Annotated in this window: 17 protein-coding genes and 1 riboswitch; of the genes, 11 read left to right on the forward strand and 6 right to left on the reverse strand. The window is 71.1% G+C overall.

Annotation, left to right across the window (positions count from 1 at the left end; all coding sequences use genetic code 11):
- The first annotated feature begins 12 nt into the window (after positions 1-12).
- Positions 13-1,035 (forward strand): LLM class flavin-dependent oxidoreductase, encoded by a 1,023-nt coding sequence (locus ACXVUM_RS16065; RefSeq protein ID WP_458522934.1) that lies wholly within the window; start codon positions 13-15, stop codon positions 1,033-1,035.
- On the opposite strand, the gene ACXVUM_RS16070 is transcribed toward ACXVUM_RS16065, so the two are convergent.
- From ACXVUM_RS16070 to ACXVUM_RS16080, 3 genes are read right to left on the reverse strand one after another with little or no spacing between them, the layout of a single operon-like run.
- Positions 1,032-2,051 carry an ABC transporter substrate-binding protein gene (locus ACXVUM_RS16070; RefSeq protein ID WP_458522935.1) on the reverse strand — a complete coding sequence of 340 codons (1,020 nt, stop codon included), beginning with the start codon at positions 2,049-2,051 and terminating at the stop codon, positions 1,032-1,034. The genes ACXVUM_RS16065 and ACXVUM_RS16070 overlap by 4 nt on opposite strands.
- The gene (locus ACXVUM_RS16075) at positions 2,048-2,830 is read right to left on the reverse strand and encodes an ABC transporter ATP-binding protein (protein WP_458522936.1); all 783 of its coding nucleotides are present in this window, start codon (positions 2,828-2,830) and stop codon (positions 2,048-2,050) included. The genes ACXVUM_RS16070 and ACXVUM_RS16075 overlap by 4 nt, the downstream gene beginning before the upstream one ends.
- Positions 2,827-3,867: a FecCD family ABC transporter permease gene (locus ACXVUM_RS16080; protein WP_458522937.1), complete on the reverse strand. Its 1,041-nt coding sequence runs from the start codon at positions 3,865-3,867 to the stop codon at positions 2,827-2,829. The genes ACXVUM_RS16075 and ACXVUM_RS16080 overlap by 4 nt, the downstream gene beginning before the upstream one ends.
- A 153-nt stretch (positions 3,868-4,020) precedes the next feature.
- A riboswitch (cobalamin riboswitch) is annotated at positions 4,021-4,158 on the reverse strand.
- Between the two features lie 141 nt (positions 4,159-4,299).
- Between ACXVUM_RS16080 and ACXVUM_RS16085 the strand changes: the two genes are divergently transcribed.
- Positions 4,300-6,048 (forward strand): DUF3556 domain-containing protein, encoded by a 1,749-nt coding sequence (locus ACXVUM_RS16085; protein WP_458522938.1) that lies wholly within the window; start codon positions 4,300-4,302, stop codon positions 6,046-6,048.
- A gap of 22 nt (positions 6,049-6,070) precedes the next feature.
- Positions 6,071-7,615: a carboxylesterase/lipase family protein gene (locus tag ACXVUM_RS16090; protein ID WP_458522939.1), complete on the forward strand. Its 1,545-nt coding sequence runs from the start codon at positions 6,071-6,073 to the stop codon at positions 7,613-7,615.
- Positions 7,616-7,622: 7 nt separating this feature from the next.
- Here the strand turns inward: ACXVUM_RS16090 and ACXVUM_RS16095 are convergent, their stop codons facing one another.
- Together ACXVUM_RS16095 and ACXVUM_RS16100 are read right to left on the reverse strand one after the other, a co-directional pair.
- On the reverse strand, positions 7,623-8,447 hold the full coding sequence (locus tag ACXVUM_RS16095) for an SDR family oxidoreductase (protein WP_458522940.1): 825 nt from the start codon (positions 8,445-8,447) through the stop codon (positions 7,623-7,625).
- Positions 8,448-8,490: 43 nt separating this feature from the next.
- Complete coding sequence (locus ACXVUM_RS16100; protein WP_458522941.1) at positions 8,491-8,865, reverse strand: NTP pyrophosphohydrolase; 375 nt, start codon at positions 8,863-8,865, stop codon at positions 8,491-8,493.
- Positions 8,866-8,950: 85 nt separating this feature from the next.
- Here ACXVUM_RS16100 and ACXVUM_RS16105 point away from each other — a divergent pair, with 85 nt between their 5' ends.
- From ACXVUM_RS16105 to ACXVUM_RS16125, 5 genes are all read left to right on the forward strand, one after another.
- Positions 8,951-9,922 carry an aldo/keto reductase gene (locus ACXVUM_RS16105; protein ID WP_458522942.1) on the forward strand — a complete coding sequence of 324 codons (972 nt, stop codon included), beginning with the start codon at positions 8,951-8,953 and terminating at the stop codon, positions 9,920-9,922.
- 28 nt (positions 9,923-9,950) lie between these two features.
- Complete coding sequence (locus ACXVUM_RS16110) at positions 9,951-10,958, forward strand: zinc-dependent alcohol dehydrogenase family protein (RefSeq protein WP_458522943.1); 1,008 nt, start codon at positions 9,951-9,953, stop codon at positions 10,956-10,958.
- A 74-nt stretch (positions 10,959-11,032) separates the two neighbouring features.
- Complete coding sequence (locus tag ACXVUM_RS16115; protein WP_458522944.1) at positions 11,033-11,527, forward strand: phospholipase A2; 495 nt, start codon at positions 11,033-11,035, stop codon at positions 11,525-11,527.
- A 23-nt stretch (positions 11,528-11,550) separates the two neighbouring features.
- A complete protein-coding gene (locus ACXVUM_RS16120) occupies positions 11,551-11,856 on the forward strand; it encodes a Dabb family protein (protein WP_458522945.1) in 306 nt (101 codons plus the stop codon).
- Between the two features lie 13 nt (positions 11,857-11,869).
- The gene (locus ACXVUM_RS16125; RefSeq protein ID WP_458522946.1) at positions 11,870-13,027 is read left to right on the forward strand and encodes an endonuclease/exonuclease/phosphatase family protein; all 1,158 of its coding nucleotides are present in this window, start codon (positions 11,870-11,872) and stop codon (positions 13,025-13,027) included.
- 8 nt (positions 13,028-13,035) lie between these two features.
- Here ACXVUM_RS16125 and ACXVUM_RS16130 read toward each other — a convergent pair whose 3' ends face one another.
- Complete coding sequence (locus ACXVUM_RS16130; RefSeq protein ID WP_458522947.1) at positions 13,036-13,479, reverse strand: VOC family protein; 444 nt, start codon at positions 13,477-13,479, stop codon at positions 13,036-13,038.
- Between the two features lie 28 nt (positions 13,480-13,507).
- Between ACXVUM_RS16130 and ACXVUM_RS16135 the strand changes: the two genes are divergently transcribed.
- The 3 genes from ACXVUM_RS16135 to ACXVUM_RS16145 are packed head-to-tail and all read left to right on the forward strand — an operon-like array spanning position 13,508 to position 15,581.
- Positions 13,508-14,098, forward strand: coding sequence for a mismatch-specific DNA-glycosylase (locus ACXVUM_RS16135; protein ID WP_458523531.1), 591 nt, complete (start codon positions 13,508-13,510; stop codon positions 14,096-14,098).
- Positions 14,095-14,667 carry a DUF1990 family protein gene (locus ACXVUM_RS16140; protein WP_458522948.1) on the forward strand — a complete coding sequence of 191 codons (573 nt, stop codon included), beginning with the start codon at positions 14,095-14,097 and terminating at the stop codon, positions 14,665-14,667. Before ACXVUM_RS16135 ends, ACXVUM_RS16140 begins: the two co-directional genes overlap by 4 nt.
- A gap of 8 nt (positions 14,668-14,675) precedes the next feature.
- The gene (locus tag ACXVUM_RS16145) at positions 14,676-15,581 is read left to right on the forward strand and encodes an alpha/beta hydrolase (RefSeq protein ID WP_458522949.1); all 906 of its coding nucleotides are present in this window, start codon (positions 14,676-14,678) and stop codon (positions 15,579-15,581) included.
- The last annotated feature ends 114 nt before the right edge of the window (positions 15,582-15,695 follow it).

A 15,695-nucleotide genomic window follows, 5' to 3' on the forward strand; every position in this document is an offset into this window, starting at 1 on the left:
GGAGATCTGGCGATGCCGCGAGCGGGACGACCACTGGACAAGCTCGGGTTCCTCACCATCGGGCGGTTCGACGGTGACGCACCCCGCGAGGGCCATCTGGAGACCATCCGCACCATCGAACGTGCCGAGGCCTTGGGCTTCGACAGCGTCTGGTTGCGGTGCCGCCATCTGCAGTACGGGATCTCCTCACCCGTCGCGGTGATGGCGGCGGCGGCGATGCGCACGAGTCGGATCGAACTCGGCACCGCGGTCATCCCGCTCGGACTCGAGAACCCGATGCGGCTCGCGGAGGATCTCGCGACCGTCGACGTGCTGTCGGGCGGACGCGTCAATCCCGGGGTGTCCGTGGGCACCCCGATGCGCTACGACGACTACCGGCATGCGCTCTACCCCGACACCCACGACATCGAGGACTTCTCCAAGGAGCGGGTGATGCGCCTGCTCCGGTGCCTTCGGGGCGAGCCGGTCAGCGGCTTCGAGGGCGTCGTCGGCATCGAGACGTTCTCGCGTCGGGTGCAACCCCAGTCGCCCGGACTGGCCGACCGCGTCTGGTACGGCGGCGGCCTGTCGTCGGCGATCTGGGCGGGCGAGCAGGGACTGAACTACCTGACCTCGTCGGTGGTGACCACGGAGGGCACCGCCTCGCGTGACTTCGCCACCATCCAGGCCGAACAGATCGACGCCTACCTGGCACACCATCCCGATCCGACGCGGGCGCGGGTGTCGCAGGGGCTGGTCGTCATCCCCACCGACTCGGCGACACCCGAGCAGGTCCGCAGATACCGCGACTACGCCGCATCACGCCTTGCGCGGACGCGGGAACCGCAGGGGCCGCGCGGGATGATGTTCGCCCCCGACCTCGTCGGCTCCTCCGACGAACTCGCCGAGAACCTCTACGCGCATGCGGGATTCCAGCGCGCCGACGAGGTGGCGTTCGCTCTGCCCTTCTCGTTCGCCGAGGCCGACTACGCCCAGATCATCGAGGACATGGCGACGCGCCTGGGCCCCGCCCTGGGGTGGACCCCGGCGTCCTAGAGACCCTTGCTGCGGAGGTAGGCGGCGAGGGAGGTGACGGTCGCGGGATTGCGCGGGCTCTCCACCAGCGCGGCATAGGGGAACGACACGAAGTTCCCCTCCCGCACCGCGGTCGTCCCCGCCATCAGCGGCTGGGCGCGCAGGGCGTCGATCTTCGCCTGCACGGTGTTCGACGGCCCCGCTCCGTAGTCGACGACGACGATGACCTGGGGGTCGGCCTTGGCGGCCGCCTCCCAGGACACCGACGTCCAGGAGTCGTCGAGACCGTGGAAGACGTTGGTGCCGCCCGCCTTCTCGATGATCTCGTCGGGGCCGGCGTTGCGTCCGGAGGTGAAGGGGGAGGGATCCGCGCTGTCGAAGAGGAACACCCGTGCGCGCCGATCGGCCGCCGGCGCACCGGCCGCGGCGCGCGCGACCTCCGCGCGGTACCCGTCGACCAGCGCCGCCGCGCGGTCGCGGACGCCGAACACCGCGCCCAGGTTGTCGAGATCGTCGTAGAGAGCGTCCAGCGGGCGTTCGATTCCCCGGCGTGTGCTGCCGGGCTGCCGGCACGCCTCGGTGAGTTGATACGGGGTCGCGCCGATCGTCCGGATCCAGTCCGGTGTGACACCGGTGGACTCCTTGAACCCGTAGTTCCATCCCGCGAAGACGAAGTCGGGATCTGCCGCCTGGATCACCTCGCGGGTGAACGCGGTCCCCAGCGAGCGGGTCGACGCGAACTCCGATCGCCACGGCGACGAGGCGATGTCGCGCTCCTTCCCCTCGTAGGTGGTGTATCCGGCCATCCGGTCGGCGAGACCGAGCGCGAACATCATCTCGGTGATACCGGTGTCGTTGGTGACCACGCGGGTGGGCGTCCGCGGGACCGTCAGCGGTGCACCGCAGTTGGTGATCCGCACGGCCTCGGCGGAGGACGACGACGGGGCGGGGTCGTCGATGCGCGCGCCGCACCCGGCGACGACCAGCGTGGCGGCGAGGACGGCGAGCCCCGCCCGGAGATGCCGTGGGGTGATCATGATGTGGTCCCTTCGTCGAAGATGATCTGGGGCACCCCGAGTCGGGGATGCGTGACGATGTGACATGCGACGCCGAACCACCGCAGCACCGCGTCGGCGGTGAGCACCTCGGTGGGGACGCCGGTGGCGACGATCCGACCCCCCGACACGACGGCGAGATCTGTGCAGAACTGTGCGGCGATGTTGAGGTCGTGCAGGGCCGCGAGGACGGTGACCCCGCGGTCCCGCGCCGCCCGCAACACCGCGTACTGGTGGGCGACGTCGAGGTGGTTGGTGGGTTCGTCGAGCACCAACACCGGCGCCTCCTGCGCGAACGCCCGGGCGATGAGCACGCGTTGTGACTCGCCCCCGGACAACTCGGTGAACCGTCGCCGCTCGAGGTGTGTCACGCCGGCGTCCTCCATCGCCTGCGCGCACACCGCACGATCGGCCGCCGACAACGACCGCAGCATGTGGGTGTGCGGGAGCCGGCCCGTGCGCACGACCTCACCCGCGGTGAAGTCCAGGAACATCGAGCCCGACTGCGCCAGCGCGGCGACCTGACGTGCGTTCTCGCGCACCGAGATCGCGCCGACGTCGCGGCCGGCGACCGTCACCTGGCCGGCGGCGGGGACGAGTGCCCGGTACAGGCACCGCAGCACCGTCGTCTTGCCGCTGCCGTTGGGTCCGACGAGGCCGAGGAAGCGGCCACCGGCGATGTGCAGCCGCAGGTCCTGCACGATGGACGCGCCGCCGACGGTCACGGCGACGTCGTCGTAGTCGACCGCGGGGCCGCTCATCGGACCGCGTCCCGGTGGCGGCGCCGCATGAGCAGCACGAATGCCGGGACACCGACCGCCGCCGTGATCGCCCCGATGGGGAGGTCGTAGGGCGGGACCACCGAGCGCGCGACGATGTCGGCGGCGACCAGGAACGTCGCCCCGAGGACGGGCGTCAGCAGCAGCACCCGCCGGTGTCCGGCACCGACGAGCAGACGCGCCACGTGCGGGAGCACCAGTCCGACGAAACCGATGGCGCCGCAGACCGACACGATGATCCCGACGACCGCGGCCGCACCGAGGAACAACGCGAGTCGGAACCGACCGGCATGCACCCCCAGGCTGGCCGCGACGTCGTCGCCCATCGCCAGCGCATCGAGGTGACGGGCCACGAGCAGCGCCGCCAGCGAACCGACGACGGCGGCCACACCCACCAGCCACACGGAGTGCCAGTCCGAGGCGGCGAGACTGCCCAGAAGCCAGAACATGACGCTGCGGGCCGCGTCGCCGGCGGGCGCCAGGAAGACCAGGACGGTGGTGATCGCCGAGAACCCGTACCCCAGAGCCGTTCCCATGAGAACCAGGCGCAGCGGTTCCAGCCCGGACGGGGTGCGTGCGAGCACCAGCACGATGAGCGTCGCGACCACCGCGCCAAGGAACGCCGCCGACGGCAACGCATAGATGCCCAGACCGCCGAGCGCCCCGAAGAGGACCACGCCCGTCGCGCCGACCGACGCGCCCGACGAGATGCCCAACACGTAGGGATCGGCGAGTGCGTTGCGCACCACCGCCTGGACGACGACTCCGGCCACACCGAGTCCCGCGCCGGCGGCGGCACCGGTGAGGACACGGGGCAGGCGGGAGTCGACGACGATCCGGTACTCCGGCACACCGGACGCGCGCACCTGTCCGCCGACGAGGTCGGCCCACAGATATCCGAGGGCGTCGCGGGCGGGGATCGCGACGCTGCCGACGATCAGCCCGAGCACACCGACGACGACCAGGGCGACCACAGACAGCGCGACCAGCGCTGCGACGCGTCGTCGTCCGACGTCCACGGGCGGGACCTTCCGTCGATCGCGGTCGACGGAGGGCGCAGACTCCCGGGCGAACCGGGCGTGAGGCCACGGTTCGCCGACGGCAGTGCCGCACCAGCCATGTCCCACGAGGCCGATGAGCGACCGCACCTCGCCGGCGCGGCCGACACCGGCAGGTCTTCGGACTCCCGGGCACGGCACCTGCGAGGTGCCACCTACCTGCGACTGCTTCCCGGCCTGAGCCAGTGCATGGTTGTCGCGTCGTTCCCGATCACCGCTGCGGGGCAGTTCCGGTCTCGCACCGGATTCCCTCTTGCCGCGTCCCGCCGTGCCCTCTCTCGCGAGTGCACGGCCGGACGCACCGACGTCGCGGGTGAGGCTACAGGGCGGAGCGGGCGTCCTCGTCGAAGCGGTGTACCAAGCGAGCGCTTGGTTGCTACTGTGACGACCACCATGGGATTCATCACGCAGGACTCCCCACAGGTCGATTTCGCCGAGTGGAGTCGAGGGACGCGAGCGGAGAAGATCCGTCCGATGGCCCACCACTGGGCCGAGGTGGGTTTCGGGACGCCCGTCGCTCTGCACCTGTTCTACGTCCTGAAGATCGCCGCCTACGTCCTCGTGGCCTGGGGCATCGCGATCGCGACACCCGGCGTCGGCGGGTTCACCGACGTCGCGCAGTGGTACGACGAGCCGATCGTGTTCCAGAAGGTCGTCTTCTTCACGATGCTGTTCGAGGTCGTCGGTCTCGGGTGCGGATTCGGTCCGCTCAACAACCGCTTCTTCCCGCCGATGGGGTCGATCCTCTACTGGCTGCGGCCCCGCACGATCCGGCAGCCGCCGTGGCCGGGGCGGGTGCCGCTGACCCGTGGCGACGAGCGCGGGCTCGTCGACGTCGCCGTCTACGCGGCGCTCCTCGTGATGCTCGTCGTCGCACTCGCCGGCGGGGGCACGGGGCCGCAGCCGGCGGCGGGCACCACCGTCGGGCTGCTGCCGCACTGGCAGGTGTGGACGATCCTCGTCCTGCTCGCCGTGATCGGGCTGCGGGACAAGACGATCTTCCTCGCCGCCCGCGGCGAGGTGTACGGCGCGTTCGCGGTGACGTTCCTGTTCGCCGCACCCGACATGGTGGTGGCCGCCAAGCTGCTGTTCGTCGTCATCTGGATGGGCGCGGCGACGTCGAAGCTGAACAAGCACTTCCCGTTCGTGGTCTCGACGATGATGTCGAACAACCCGATCATCCGGACGAAGCGACTCAAGCGGTCGTTCTTCGAGCACTTCCCCGACGACCTGCGGCCCGGGCGGCCGGCGCGGTGGATCGCGCACGCCAGCACCGTGATCGAGATGTGCGTCGGGCTCGTGCTGTTCGCATCGACCGGCGGGTGGCTCACCTGGGTGGCGGCAGCGATCATGCTGATCTTCCACTTCGCGATCCTCTCGGCGATCCCCATGGGGGTGCCGCTGGAGTGGAACGTCTTCATGATGTTCGGCGTGCTCGCGCTGTTCGTCGGACACGCCGACCTCGGACTCGGTGACATCGAGAACCCCGGGTGGGTGATCGCCCTCGTCGCCGTCTCCGCCGTCACCGTCGTGGTGGGGAACCTTGCCCCGCAGAAGGTCTCGTTCCTGCCCGGGATGCGCTACTACGCCGGCAACTGGGACACCGGCCTGTGGTGTGTCACCCCCGCGGCGTCGGCGAAGCTGGAAGCCGGGATCGTGGCCATCTCGGCACTGCCCGCCTCACAGCTCGAGCGGGTGTACGGGGGCCTCGAGGGTGCACAGATCGCCATGTACAAGGGATATGCGTTCCGGGCCTTCAACACCCACGGTCGAGCCCTGTTCACCCTGGCCCACCGCGCCATGGCGGGATTCGACGAATCCGGATACGTCCTCACCGACGGGGAGCGGATCTGCAGCATGGCGATGGGATGGAACTTCGGCGACGGTCACCTGTCGAACGAACAACTCATCGCAGCACTGCAGAAGCGGTGCCACTTCGAGCCCGGCGAGGTCCGCGTGGTGCTGCTCGAGGCACAGCCCATCCATCGTCAGCGGCAGCGCTACCGCCTCGTCGACGCCGCGACCGGGGAGTTCGAACGCGGCGAGATGCGCGTGTCGGACATGGCCACCCGACAGCCCTGGGACGACGAACTGCCCGTGACCGTCACCTGGTCGCGGGAGGCGTCGGTGGGGGCACCCTGAGGCGTTCGGCCAGAATGGGTGCGTGAGTTCTCTCCAGATCCAGACCGCTCACGGACCGGTGCGCGGCGCCGTCGACCCCCACACCGGTGTGCGTCGCTGGAAGGGCATCCCCTACGCAGCCGCCCCGGTGGACGACCTGCGGTGGCGGGCGCCCCGCCCGCCCGAACCGTGGGCCGACGTCCGCGACGCCACCCGCTTCGGACATGCTGCGCCGCAGCCGCGGTTCCCCATGTTCGATCTGGGGGAAGGCGTGACCGTCTCCGAGGACTGCCTCGTCCTCAACGTCGTCGCACCCCGCTCGGCCGGTCCGGACACACCCAAGCCGGTGATGGTCTGGGTCCACGGCGGCGCCTACATCATCGGCTCCGCGAGCCAGCCGCTCTACGACGGCACACGACTGGTCCGCGACGGCGACGTGATCCTGGTGACGGTCAACCACCGGCTGGGCCCGTTCGGGTTCCTCGAACTCGGTTCGTTCTCCACCGACGAGCATCGCTTCGACGGCAACCTGGCCCTGCGCGACGTCATCGCCGCTCTCGGATGGGTGCAGGAGAACATCAGTGCGTTCGGGGGCGACCCCGGATCGGTCACGGTGTTCGGCGAGTCGGCAGGCGGCGGCATCGTCACCACCCTCATGACGGTCCCTGCAGCGCGCGGCCTCTTCCACCGGGCGATCGCGCAGAGCTCCCCGTCGACGTCGATGTACGACAGCGCCAGGGCGCGCGTCGTCGCGGAACGATTCCTCGGCATGGTCGGGGTCGACCCCGACGACATCGGCCGTGTCCGCGAGGTCGGTGTACGGACCCTGCTCGAGGCCTCGACGAGACTGTTCGACGAGATCCCCACCGAGTCGCCGGGCCGTCTGGCGTTCGCACCCGTCGTCGACGGCGACCTGGTCCCCGAACCGCCCGTCGACGCGTTCCGCGCCGGCCGTGCGACGCCGGTCCCGCTGGTGATCGGCACCAACAAGCACGAGGCGGCGCTCTTCCGACTCATCCGGTCGTCGATCATCCCGATCAAGGCCGACGCCATCCGAGCGCTGTTCTCCCAGATCGCCGTCGAGAGACCGGAACTGGTGATCCCGGCCGAGGAGGACGTCCGGTCCGCGTATTCGCGCGTCCGCGTCCGCTCACGGGGTCTGGCGGTCGCCCGAGACCTCGCCTTCCGCATGCCGACGGTGTGGCTCGCCGGCGGCCACAGCACCGTCGCGCCGGTCTACCTGTACCGCTACGACTGGGCCTCACGCCTGCTGAAGGTCCTCGGCATCGGCGCCACCCATGCGACGGAACTGGGCTACGTCTTCGGGACCGTCCGATCCCGCAAGCGCAGCGTCGAATTCCTGCTCGGCGGGCATGCACTCGCCCGGAGGGTCGCCGAACGCATCCAACGGCGCTGGACCGCGTTCGCCGCGACCGGCCGCCCGGACGGTGACCGCGCGGAACCGATCTGGCCGCCGTACGACCCGGCGAACCCCCGCGTGCTCGTCATCGACGCGACCGATCGTGTCGCCGACGTCGACGCGCCGCTGCGTGCCGCGTGGGGCGACGAGCCGCTCAGCTTCCGCTGACGACCGGTCAGCCCTGTGCCTCGACGGCGACGGGCTGCCACTCCTCCCAGTTCGCCAGGCGCTTCTCGTAGTCGGCCTTGGCGATCGCCAGCGGCGCCTCGCCGAAGAAGACACGCAGCGGGGGCTTCTCGGCGTCGACCACCCGCAGGATCGCCCGGCCGGACGCCGTCGGGTCGCCGGGGGTGGTGGACCGCTGCGATCGAGCCTTCTCCGCGGCGTCGCGCACCTCGTCGTAGGCGTCGATCGTGTCGGCGTGCTTCGCCGAGGGCCCGGCCCAGTCGGTCGAGAACCCGCCGGGCTCGACCAGGGTCACGTGGATGCCGAACGACTCGACCTCCTGCGCCAGTGACTGCGAGAAGCCCTCCAGCGCCCACTTGCTCGCGTGGTACAGCCCGACGTTCGGGAACGCGCTGATCCCGCCGATCGACGAGACCTGCACGATGTGCCCGGACCGCTGTTCCCGCAGGAACGGCAACGCGGCCTGCGTCACCCACAGCGCGCCGAACACGTTCGTCTCGATCTGGGCCCGCGCCTGCGACTCGCTGACCTCCTCGACGAACCCGAACTGCCCGTAGCCGGCGTTGTTGACCACCACATCGAGGCGGCCGAAATGGTCGTGGGCGCGCGCGACGGCCGCGACATCGGCGTCGTGATCGGTGACGTCGAGTTCGATCGGGAGGATCGCGTCGCCGTACCGCTCGACGAGATCGTCGAGGGACGACGTGTCTCGTGCCGTCGCGGCGACCTTGTCCCCGCGGTCGAGCGCGGCGATCGCCCACTCGCGACCGAAGCCGCGCGATGTGCCTGTGATGAACCAGATCTTCTCAGCCATGTGGGTGGCAACGACGATGTCCGGATCGCTAATCCCGGACCGGTCACCGATCCCGGATCGCCCGCGGGCCCACCACGCGCGCCCCGAGCTCGGCGACCCGGCGCCGCAGTTCCCGATCGGCCGTCACCACGACGCACGACGCGGATGCGATCCGCTCGGCGACCACCGCCACGATCGCGTCGTCACCGGACCCGCGTGCCCCGACCACCTCGACGGTCGGCGAGGACGCCACCCCGCGGGCCGCACCCTCCACCACGAGGACGACCCGTGCCGGGCCGCTGCCGTCGACGCCGCAGGCGGCGAGCCCGTCGATCTCGTCACGCAGGCGCTCGGCGGCACCCCGCCGGTCACGCCACCACCCGTCCGGGCGGGAGCCGACGACGTTGGCCGCGTCGACCACGATCACGGTGTCGCTCACCCGGGTGAGCCTATGTCCGTTTCGTGCCCGCGGCGACGGGCGTGGCTACCGTCGGGGGCGACGTCGTCGGGATGAGGAGTGTGTCGTGGACTATGTGAACGTCGGCCGCAGCGGACTGCGTGTGTCGCGGATCTGCCTGGGCTGCATGAGTTTCGGTGAGCCCGATCGCGGGCCCCACGAGTGGACGCTGCCCGAGGAGGAGTCGCGGTCGATCATCCGGCACGCCCTCGAGCAGGGGATCACCTTCTTCGACACCGCGAACATGTACTCCGCGGGCTCCAGCGAGGAGATCGTCGGGCGGGCGCTGCGCGACTTCGCCGATCGTGACGACGTCGTCATCGCGACCAAGGTCTACAACAACGGTCGTCCGCATCCCAACGAACACGGCTCGTCGCGCAAGGCGATCATGACCGAGATCGAGGGCAGCCTGCGTCGCCTCGGCACCGATCACGTCGACCTGTACCAGATCCACCGGTGGGACCCGACGACCCCGATCGAGGAGACCCTCGAGGCGCTGCACGACGTGGTGAAGGCGGGCAAGGCCCGCTACATCGGCGCGTCGTCGATGTTCGCCTGGCAGTTCTCGAAAGCGCTGTACACCTCCGAACTGCGTGGGTGGAGTTCGTTCATCTCCATGCAGGACCACTACAACCTGCTCTACCGCGAGGAGGAGCGGGAGATGCATCCGCTGTGCGCCGACCGCGGTGTGGGTGTCATCCCGTGGAGCCCGCTCGCGCGTGGTCGCCTCACCCGCCCGTGGGACACCGAGACGACCCGCAGCCGCACCGACGCGTTCGGGACGTCGCTCTACGACGAGGGGGACGAGGCGACCGTCGACGCCGTCGGTGATCTCGCCGAGCGCCGCGGTGTACCCCGTGCCCAGGTCGCGCTGGCGTGGATGCTGCACAAACCCGTCGTCACCGCCCCGATCATCGGCGCCGGCAAGATCTCCCACGTCGACGACGCTCTCGCGGCTCTCGAGCTGTCGCTGGACGACGACGAGATCGCCGCGCTGGAACAGCACTACCGCCCGCGGCCGATCGTCGGGTTTTCCTGATCGACTGCTCTGCGGCAGGCTGTCGCGGGTGAGAGCTGTCGTCTACGAACGCTTCGGCGGACCGATCGACCTGCGCGAGGTGCCCCCACCGGTGTGCCCGCCCGACGGTGTGGTCGTCGCCGTCGCCGCGACCGGACTGTGCCGGTCGGACTGGCACGGATGGCAGGGTCACGACCCCGACATCCCGTTGCCGAACATCCCCGGTCACGAGCTGGTCGGCACGGTCGTCGAGGTCGGTTCCGGGGTGACCCGGTGGTCACCGGGCGATCGGGTGACAGCGCCGTTCGTGTGTGCCTGCGGGACCTGCCCGTCGTGTCGGCGGGGTGATCAGCAGGTCTGCGAAAGGCAGGAGCAGCCCGGTTTCACCCATGCCGGTTCGTTCGCCGACCTGGTGGCGCTGCGCCACGCCGACGTCAACCTCGTCGCGGTCCCCGACGCGGTGAGCGACGAGGCGGCCGCCGCGCTCGGCTGCCGGTTCGCCACCGCCTACCGCGCGGTGACCGCGGTCGGCGCGGTACGACCCGGTGAGCGGGTCGCCGTGCACGGGTGCGGGGGTGTCGGCCTCGCCGCGGTGATGATCGCGGCCGCCCGCGGCGCCGTCGTCGTCGGGATCGATCCCTCCGATCGCAGTCGGGAGATGGCGCGGGAACTCGGCGCCGGCGAGGTCCTGACGTCCGCGGACGGTCTCGGCGACATCGACTGCTCGCTGGACGCCTTCGGGTCGCCGGCGACGATGCGCGCCTCCATCGGCACGCTGCGACCGCGGGGCAGACACGTCCAGGTGGGGCTGCTCGGCGCCGACACCGATCCCGCCGTGCCGATGGGCGCCGTCGTCGCGCGTGAACTGCAGCTCCTCGGCAGTCACGGCATGGCCGCCCACGAGTACCCGGCCATGCTGGCCGACATCGCCGACGGTGTGATCGATCCGCGGCCGCTGCTGCGCGACGTCATCGGACTCGACGAGACACCGGACCGCCTCGCCGATCTCGGCACGCCGGGGTCGGGTGCTGGCGGCGTCACCGTCATCCGCCTCTGATCCGACAGTCACGCTTCACCGGCAGTTCACCCACATCGGTGCGGCCGGCCCACCGCAGATGTTTCGCTCTGCTCATGACTCGATTGCGCGTCGTCCTCGCCGCCGCCGCCCTGACCCTGTTCGCCCTCGTCGGTGACGGAGCGCTCGCCCACGCCACGCCCACCGAGCAGTACCCGATCTCGCCGCAGGTCCAGGCCGCGTCGCAGGTGTATCCGGGCCCGCCGTTGTCGCAGCAGTCGCGCACGACACTGCGCGCGACGGCGTTCGTCACGGTGCCCAGCGACTACGTCTACAACACCAGCCTGGAACCCGTTGCGCGGCACGACTACTGCACGTCGTCACCGGACAGCTACTTCGCGGCCGACTTCCGCGGGCCCTGCGCCCGTCACGACCTCTGCTACGACGCCGCCGACCGCGCGGGCACGTCCTACACCGCGTGCAACTCCGCCCTGCGCACCGACCTGATCACCAACTGCGCCTACGCATACGGCACCAGCGGCACCGCGTACTCCACCTGCGTGGCCACGGCCGACATCTACTGGGCGGCGGTCACCGCAGCACACCTCTGAGGCCCTGGCGCATACTCGGCGCCATGATCCGCAACGTCGTGATGGGGCGGCTGCGTGCCGCCGAGGACGAGGCCCGGGCCGCCGACGACCGAGCCCGCCTGCAGACAGCACTCGCCGGTATCGCGGCGCTCGACCTACCGGGATGCCTCGCGAACCACACCGGGTTCGACGCCGGTCTCCGCGACGGCGGCTGGGACTTCGCGATCACCAACGACTGGGCGAGCGTCGAGGACTACCGCGGATACGACGTCGACGCCGAGCACAACGTGCACCGCGCGGAGATCGCGGCCGTCGCCGAGCAGCTCGCCCGCGTCCAGTTCGAGATCTGACCGGACCACCGCGATGGCGCTGTCGGTCGACCCGGACTGCCGCACACCCCGGCGCACCCCCGTCGGGCGCGGCGCCGCGCTGCCACCCATCCCGGCGCCCCGGCATCGACCGGGACTCGTCGAGACGGTCGGCACCACGATCCGTGACCGCGGATGGTGGGTCGTCCCGGGGTCCGCGATGGGCGCCGTCGTCGGATCCCGTCTCGCACGACCCGTCGCCGGCGCCGCCCTCGGTGCGGTGACGGCAGCCGTCTCCGCGACGGCCCTCACCGCGATCGGTCCGCGCACACCCGTCGTACCCGTCAGTGCCGTCGCCGACCCGCAGGTGCGTGCGCCGGAACGTCTGCGGGTCGTGGAGTTCAACGTGCACGGCGGGATGGGTGGCTCGGGCGAGTTCCTCGCGACCCCCGCGAAGCTCGACCGGCTGGCGCAGTCCATCGCCGCCCTCGACCCCGACATCGTGCTGCTGCAGGAACTGGACCGGTTCGCCCTGCGATCGACACTCAGCGACACCCTGCGCGCACTCGCCCGCCGTCTGCACCCGACCGGCGCGGTGATGACGGTCAGCGCCGAGAAGGTCTACGGCCGTCAGGAGGGTCCCGGCATCCTGACCTTCCACGGGATCGCGCTGACCGACGCCCGGGGACTGCGGATCGACGACGCCTTCGGCGACGACTGGGCGCGACGTGCGCGATCGGCCCTGGCGGCGTGGGCCGACGTCGCGGGCGGACGCTGGGGACTCCGTCGCCGCTGGTTCCCCACGACGACCGAACACCAACCCCGCGGGGCGACGGACGCGATGGCCGTCACCGCGCAGGGGACCGCGCTGCGGATCCTGTCGGGCCACCTCAGTTCGCCGCACGACGGTGTCGACGAGGTCACCCGTCAGGTGGCACCGATACTCGACACCGTCCGTCTGTGGCCCGGCCCGACCATCGTCGGTGCGGACTTCAACACCCAGCGTGGTTCGGGCGAGTACGCCGAGGAGTCGCGTCTCGCCGCGACGGTCGGGCTGACCGACGCCGGGGTGACCACCCGGCCGACCAGCGATCGGGTGCTCGTCTCCGGGCAGTTCGTCGTGCGTGACGCCCGTGTCGTCGACGGTCCGGAGGGGGAGCGCGCCGTCAGCGACCACTCACCGGTCGTGGTCGACCTCGACCTCCACCCGTGACGTCGGCCTCAGCCGAGATGCACCGTCCCGTCGGCGTCGACGTGCCACCCGGAATTGTGCGCCACCTCCCAGACCACGCCGTTCGGGTCGCGGACCACGGCGTGGAAGATGCCGCCGAACGCGCCGTCCTCGGGTGGGGTGACCACCGTCCCGCCGGATGCGCGCATGCGGTCGACGACGGTGTGCACCGCCTCGGGACTGTCCACGTTGTGGGCGAGCGTGAACCCGCCGAGCGTCGCCGGGATCGCCCCCGCGACGTCCGCGGCGAACTTGTCGGCCTCGAACAGCCCCAGCACCATGCCCGCGGCGACCTGGAAGAAGACGATCTCGTCGGCGACGTCGAGCAACGGCTCCCACCCGAGCCCGTCGACGTAGAAACGCCGTGCCGCGTCGAGGTCCGGGGTCGCGATGGTCACGAAGTGCACGCTGCGGTCGAGGGGATCGCCGGTCATGGGAGAACCGTACGGGGAGGAGGCCGCGATGGGGTTCTCCCGTGAGGATCTGCTCGCGTTCCGCGACGCCACGGTTCCCGACCTGCTCGACGACCGATGTCGACTGCTCGTCGTGGGCATCAACCCGAGCCTCTGGACCGCCGCGACCGGCGCGCACTTCGCCCGCCCCGGCAACCGCTTCTACCCGGCGCTGCACCGCGGTGGGCTCGTCGACCGTCTCGTCGACGCGTCCGCGGGCATGCGACCCGAGGACGCCGAGGCGCTTCTCGCGGCCGGCATCGGCATCACCAACATCGTCGCCCGGGCCACCGCGCGCGCCGACGAACTCGACGCCACCGAACTGCGCGAGGGGGCGGCGCGACTCGCGGCCACGGTCCGCCGGGCGAGGCCCGCGGTCGTCGCGGTGGCCGGGATCACGGCCTACCGCACGGGTTTCGGACGCCGGGACGCGTCGACGGGCGGACAACCCGACGACCTCGCCGGTGCGCGTCTGTGGGTGGTCCCGAACCCGAGCGGCCTCAACGCACACGAGACCGTCGACAGCCTCGCCGAGCACTACCGCACAGCCGCCGTCGCGGCCGGTCTCGCGGTCGGGCCGCGGCGATACGGTGGGGCATGACCGAGCGCCGCGCCACCGCGATCGCCCCGCAGCGAGCTGTCGAACTCCGCGCGGCGGAGCTGACCTACGGCGAGGTCGGCGCCACGCTCGCCGATCTGCCCGGCGGCTACCACCACCTGCACCACGAGGGCGTCGTGGGCAGCGGCGACGACCGGTTCGCGCAGTGCACCGCCGCGGTCCTGTCGTGGCAGGTGCAGCTGCTGTCGGGGGCGCGGGTCGCCGCCTCCGACGATCCGCTGGTCGAGGGTGCGGTCGCCGACGTCGTGCTCGGACCGGGACGGCTGGGTCTGCGGGCTCCGGTGCGCATCGTCCGCGTGGTCGACGAACCGCGCCGTGCGGGATTCGTCTACGGCACCCTGCCGGGGCATCCGGAGAACGGCGAGGAGTCGTTCCTGGTGCACCTCGACGACGACGGAACCGTGCGTCTGTCGGTCACGGCGTTCTCCCGACCGGGCTCCACGCTGACCCGGCTGGGCGGGCCGTTCGCCCGGGTGGCGCAGCGTGTCATGGCCCGCCGCTACGTCGCGGGCATCAGGTCCCTGCGTCCCGAGGTGTGGCCCACGACATAATCGTCCTCATGACGACGGGGCCCGAGACCTATCCACGCGAGGACGTCACGTTCGACTCGGGCGGGACACGCTGCGCGGCCTGGCTGTACCGCGCCGAGGGTGACGGGAAGCGACCGATCGTGGTGCTCGGTCACGGTCTCGGCGCGGTCAAGGAGATGCGTCTGGACGCCTACGCCGAACGCTTCGTCGACGCCGGCTACCACGCGCTGGCCTTCGACTACCGCCACTTCGGGGCGAGCGGAGGCGAGCCGCGGCAACTGCTCGACATCGATCGACAGCGGCAGGACTGGCATGCCGCCATCGCCTACGCGCGATCGCTGCCCGGGGTCGATCCCGAGCGCGTGGTCGTCTTCGGTTCGTCGTTCGGTGGTGGACACGTGCTGGTCGTCGCGGCCCAGGACCCCAGGGTCGCCGCGGCGATCGCCCAGTGCCCCTTCACCGACGGCATCGCCTCGGCGCGGGCGAGCATGGGTCCGTCCTCGGTGGCCGTGATGGCACGTGCGCTGGCCGACGCGGTCGCCGCCGCCCGGCACCGCCCACGTGTGATGGTGCCCCTCGCCGGTCGCCCCGGGCAGACCGCGCTGATGAACACCCCCGACGCGATGGACGGCTACCTCGGGTTGGTGCCCGAGGGCATGACCTTCTCCGACGAGGTCGCCGCGGCCGTGGCGCTGCGGATCCCCCGGGAGCGTCCGGGCCGGGTCGCACGGTCGGTGACGGCGCCGGTCCTGGTGGCCGTGTGCGACGCCGACTCGGTCGCTCCGGCGGCCGCGACGGTCGCACACGCCGAGAAGATGCCGAACGCGGTGATCAAGCGGTACCCGGTCGGTCACTTCGACATCTACCTGGGTGATCCGTTCGAGACGGCGGTCGCCGACTATGTCGACTTCCTCGACGAAGTCGTCGGGGTGTGAGAGGCGAAGTCGTCGGGGTCTGACGGACCGGTGTCCGAGGTCCCGCAGGGATGCAGGGTCCCCCGCGTACGGTGGGGACCGCCGCGTGGCGTGGGGCGGGCAGGTCTCCGCGCA

This window comes from Williamsia sp. SKLECPSW1 (genome assembly GCF_054332755.1).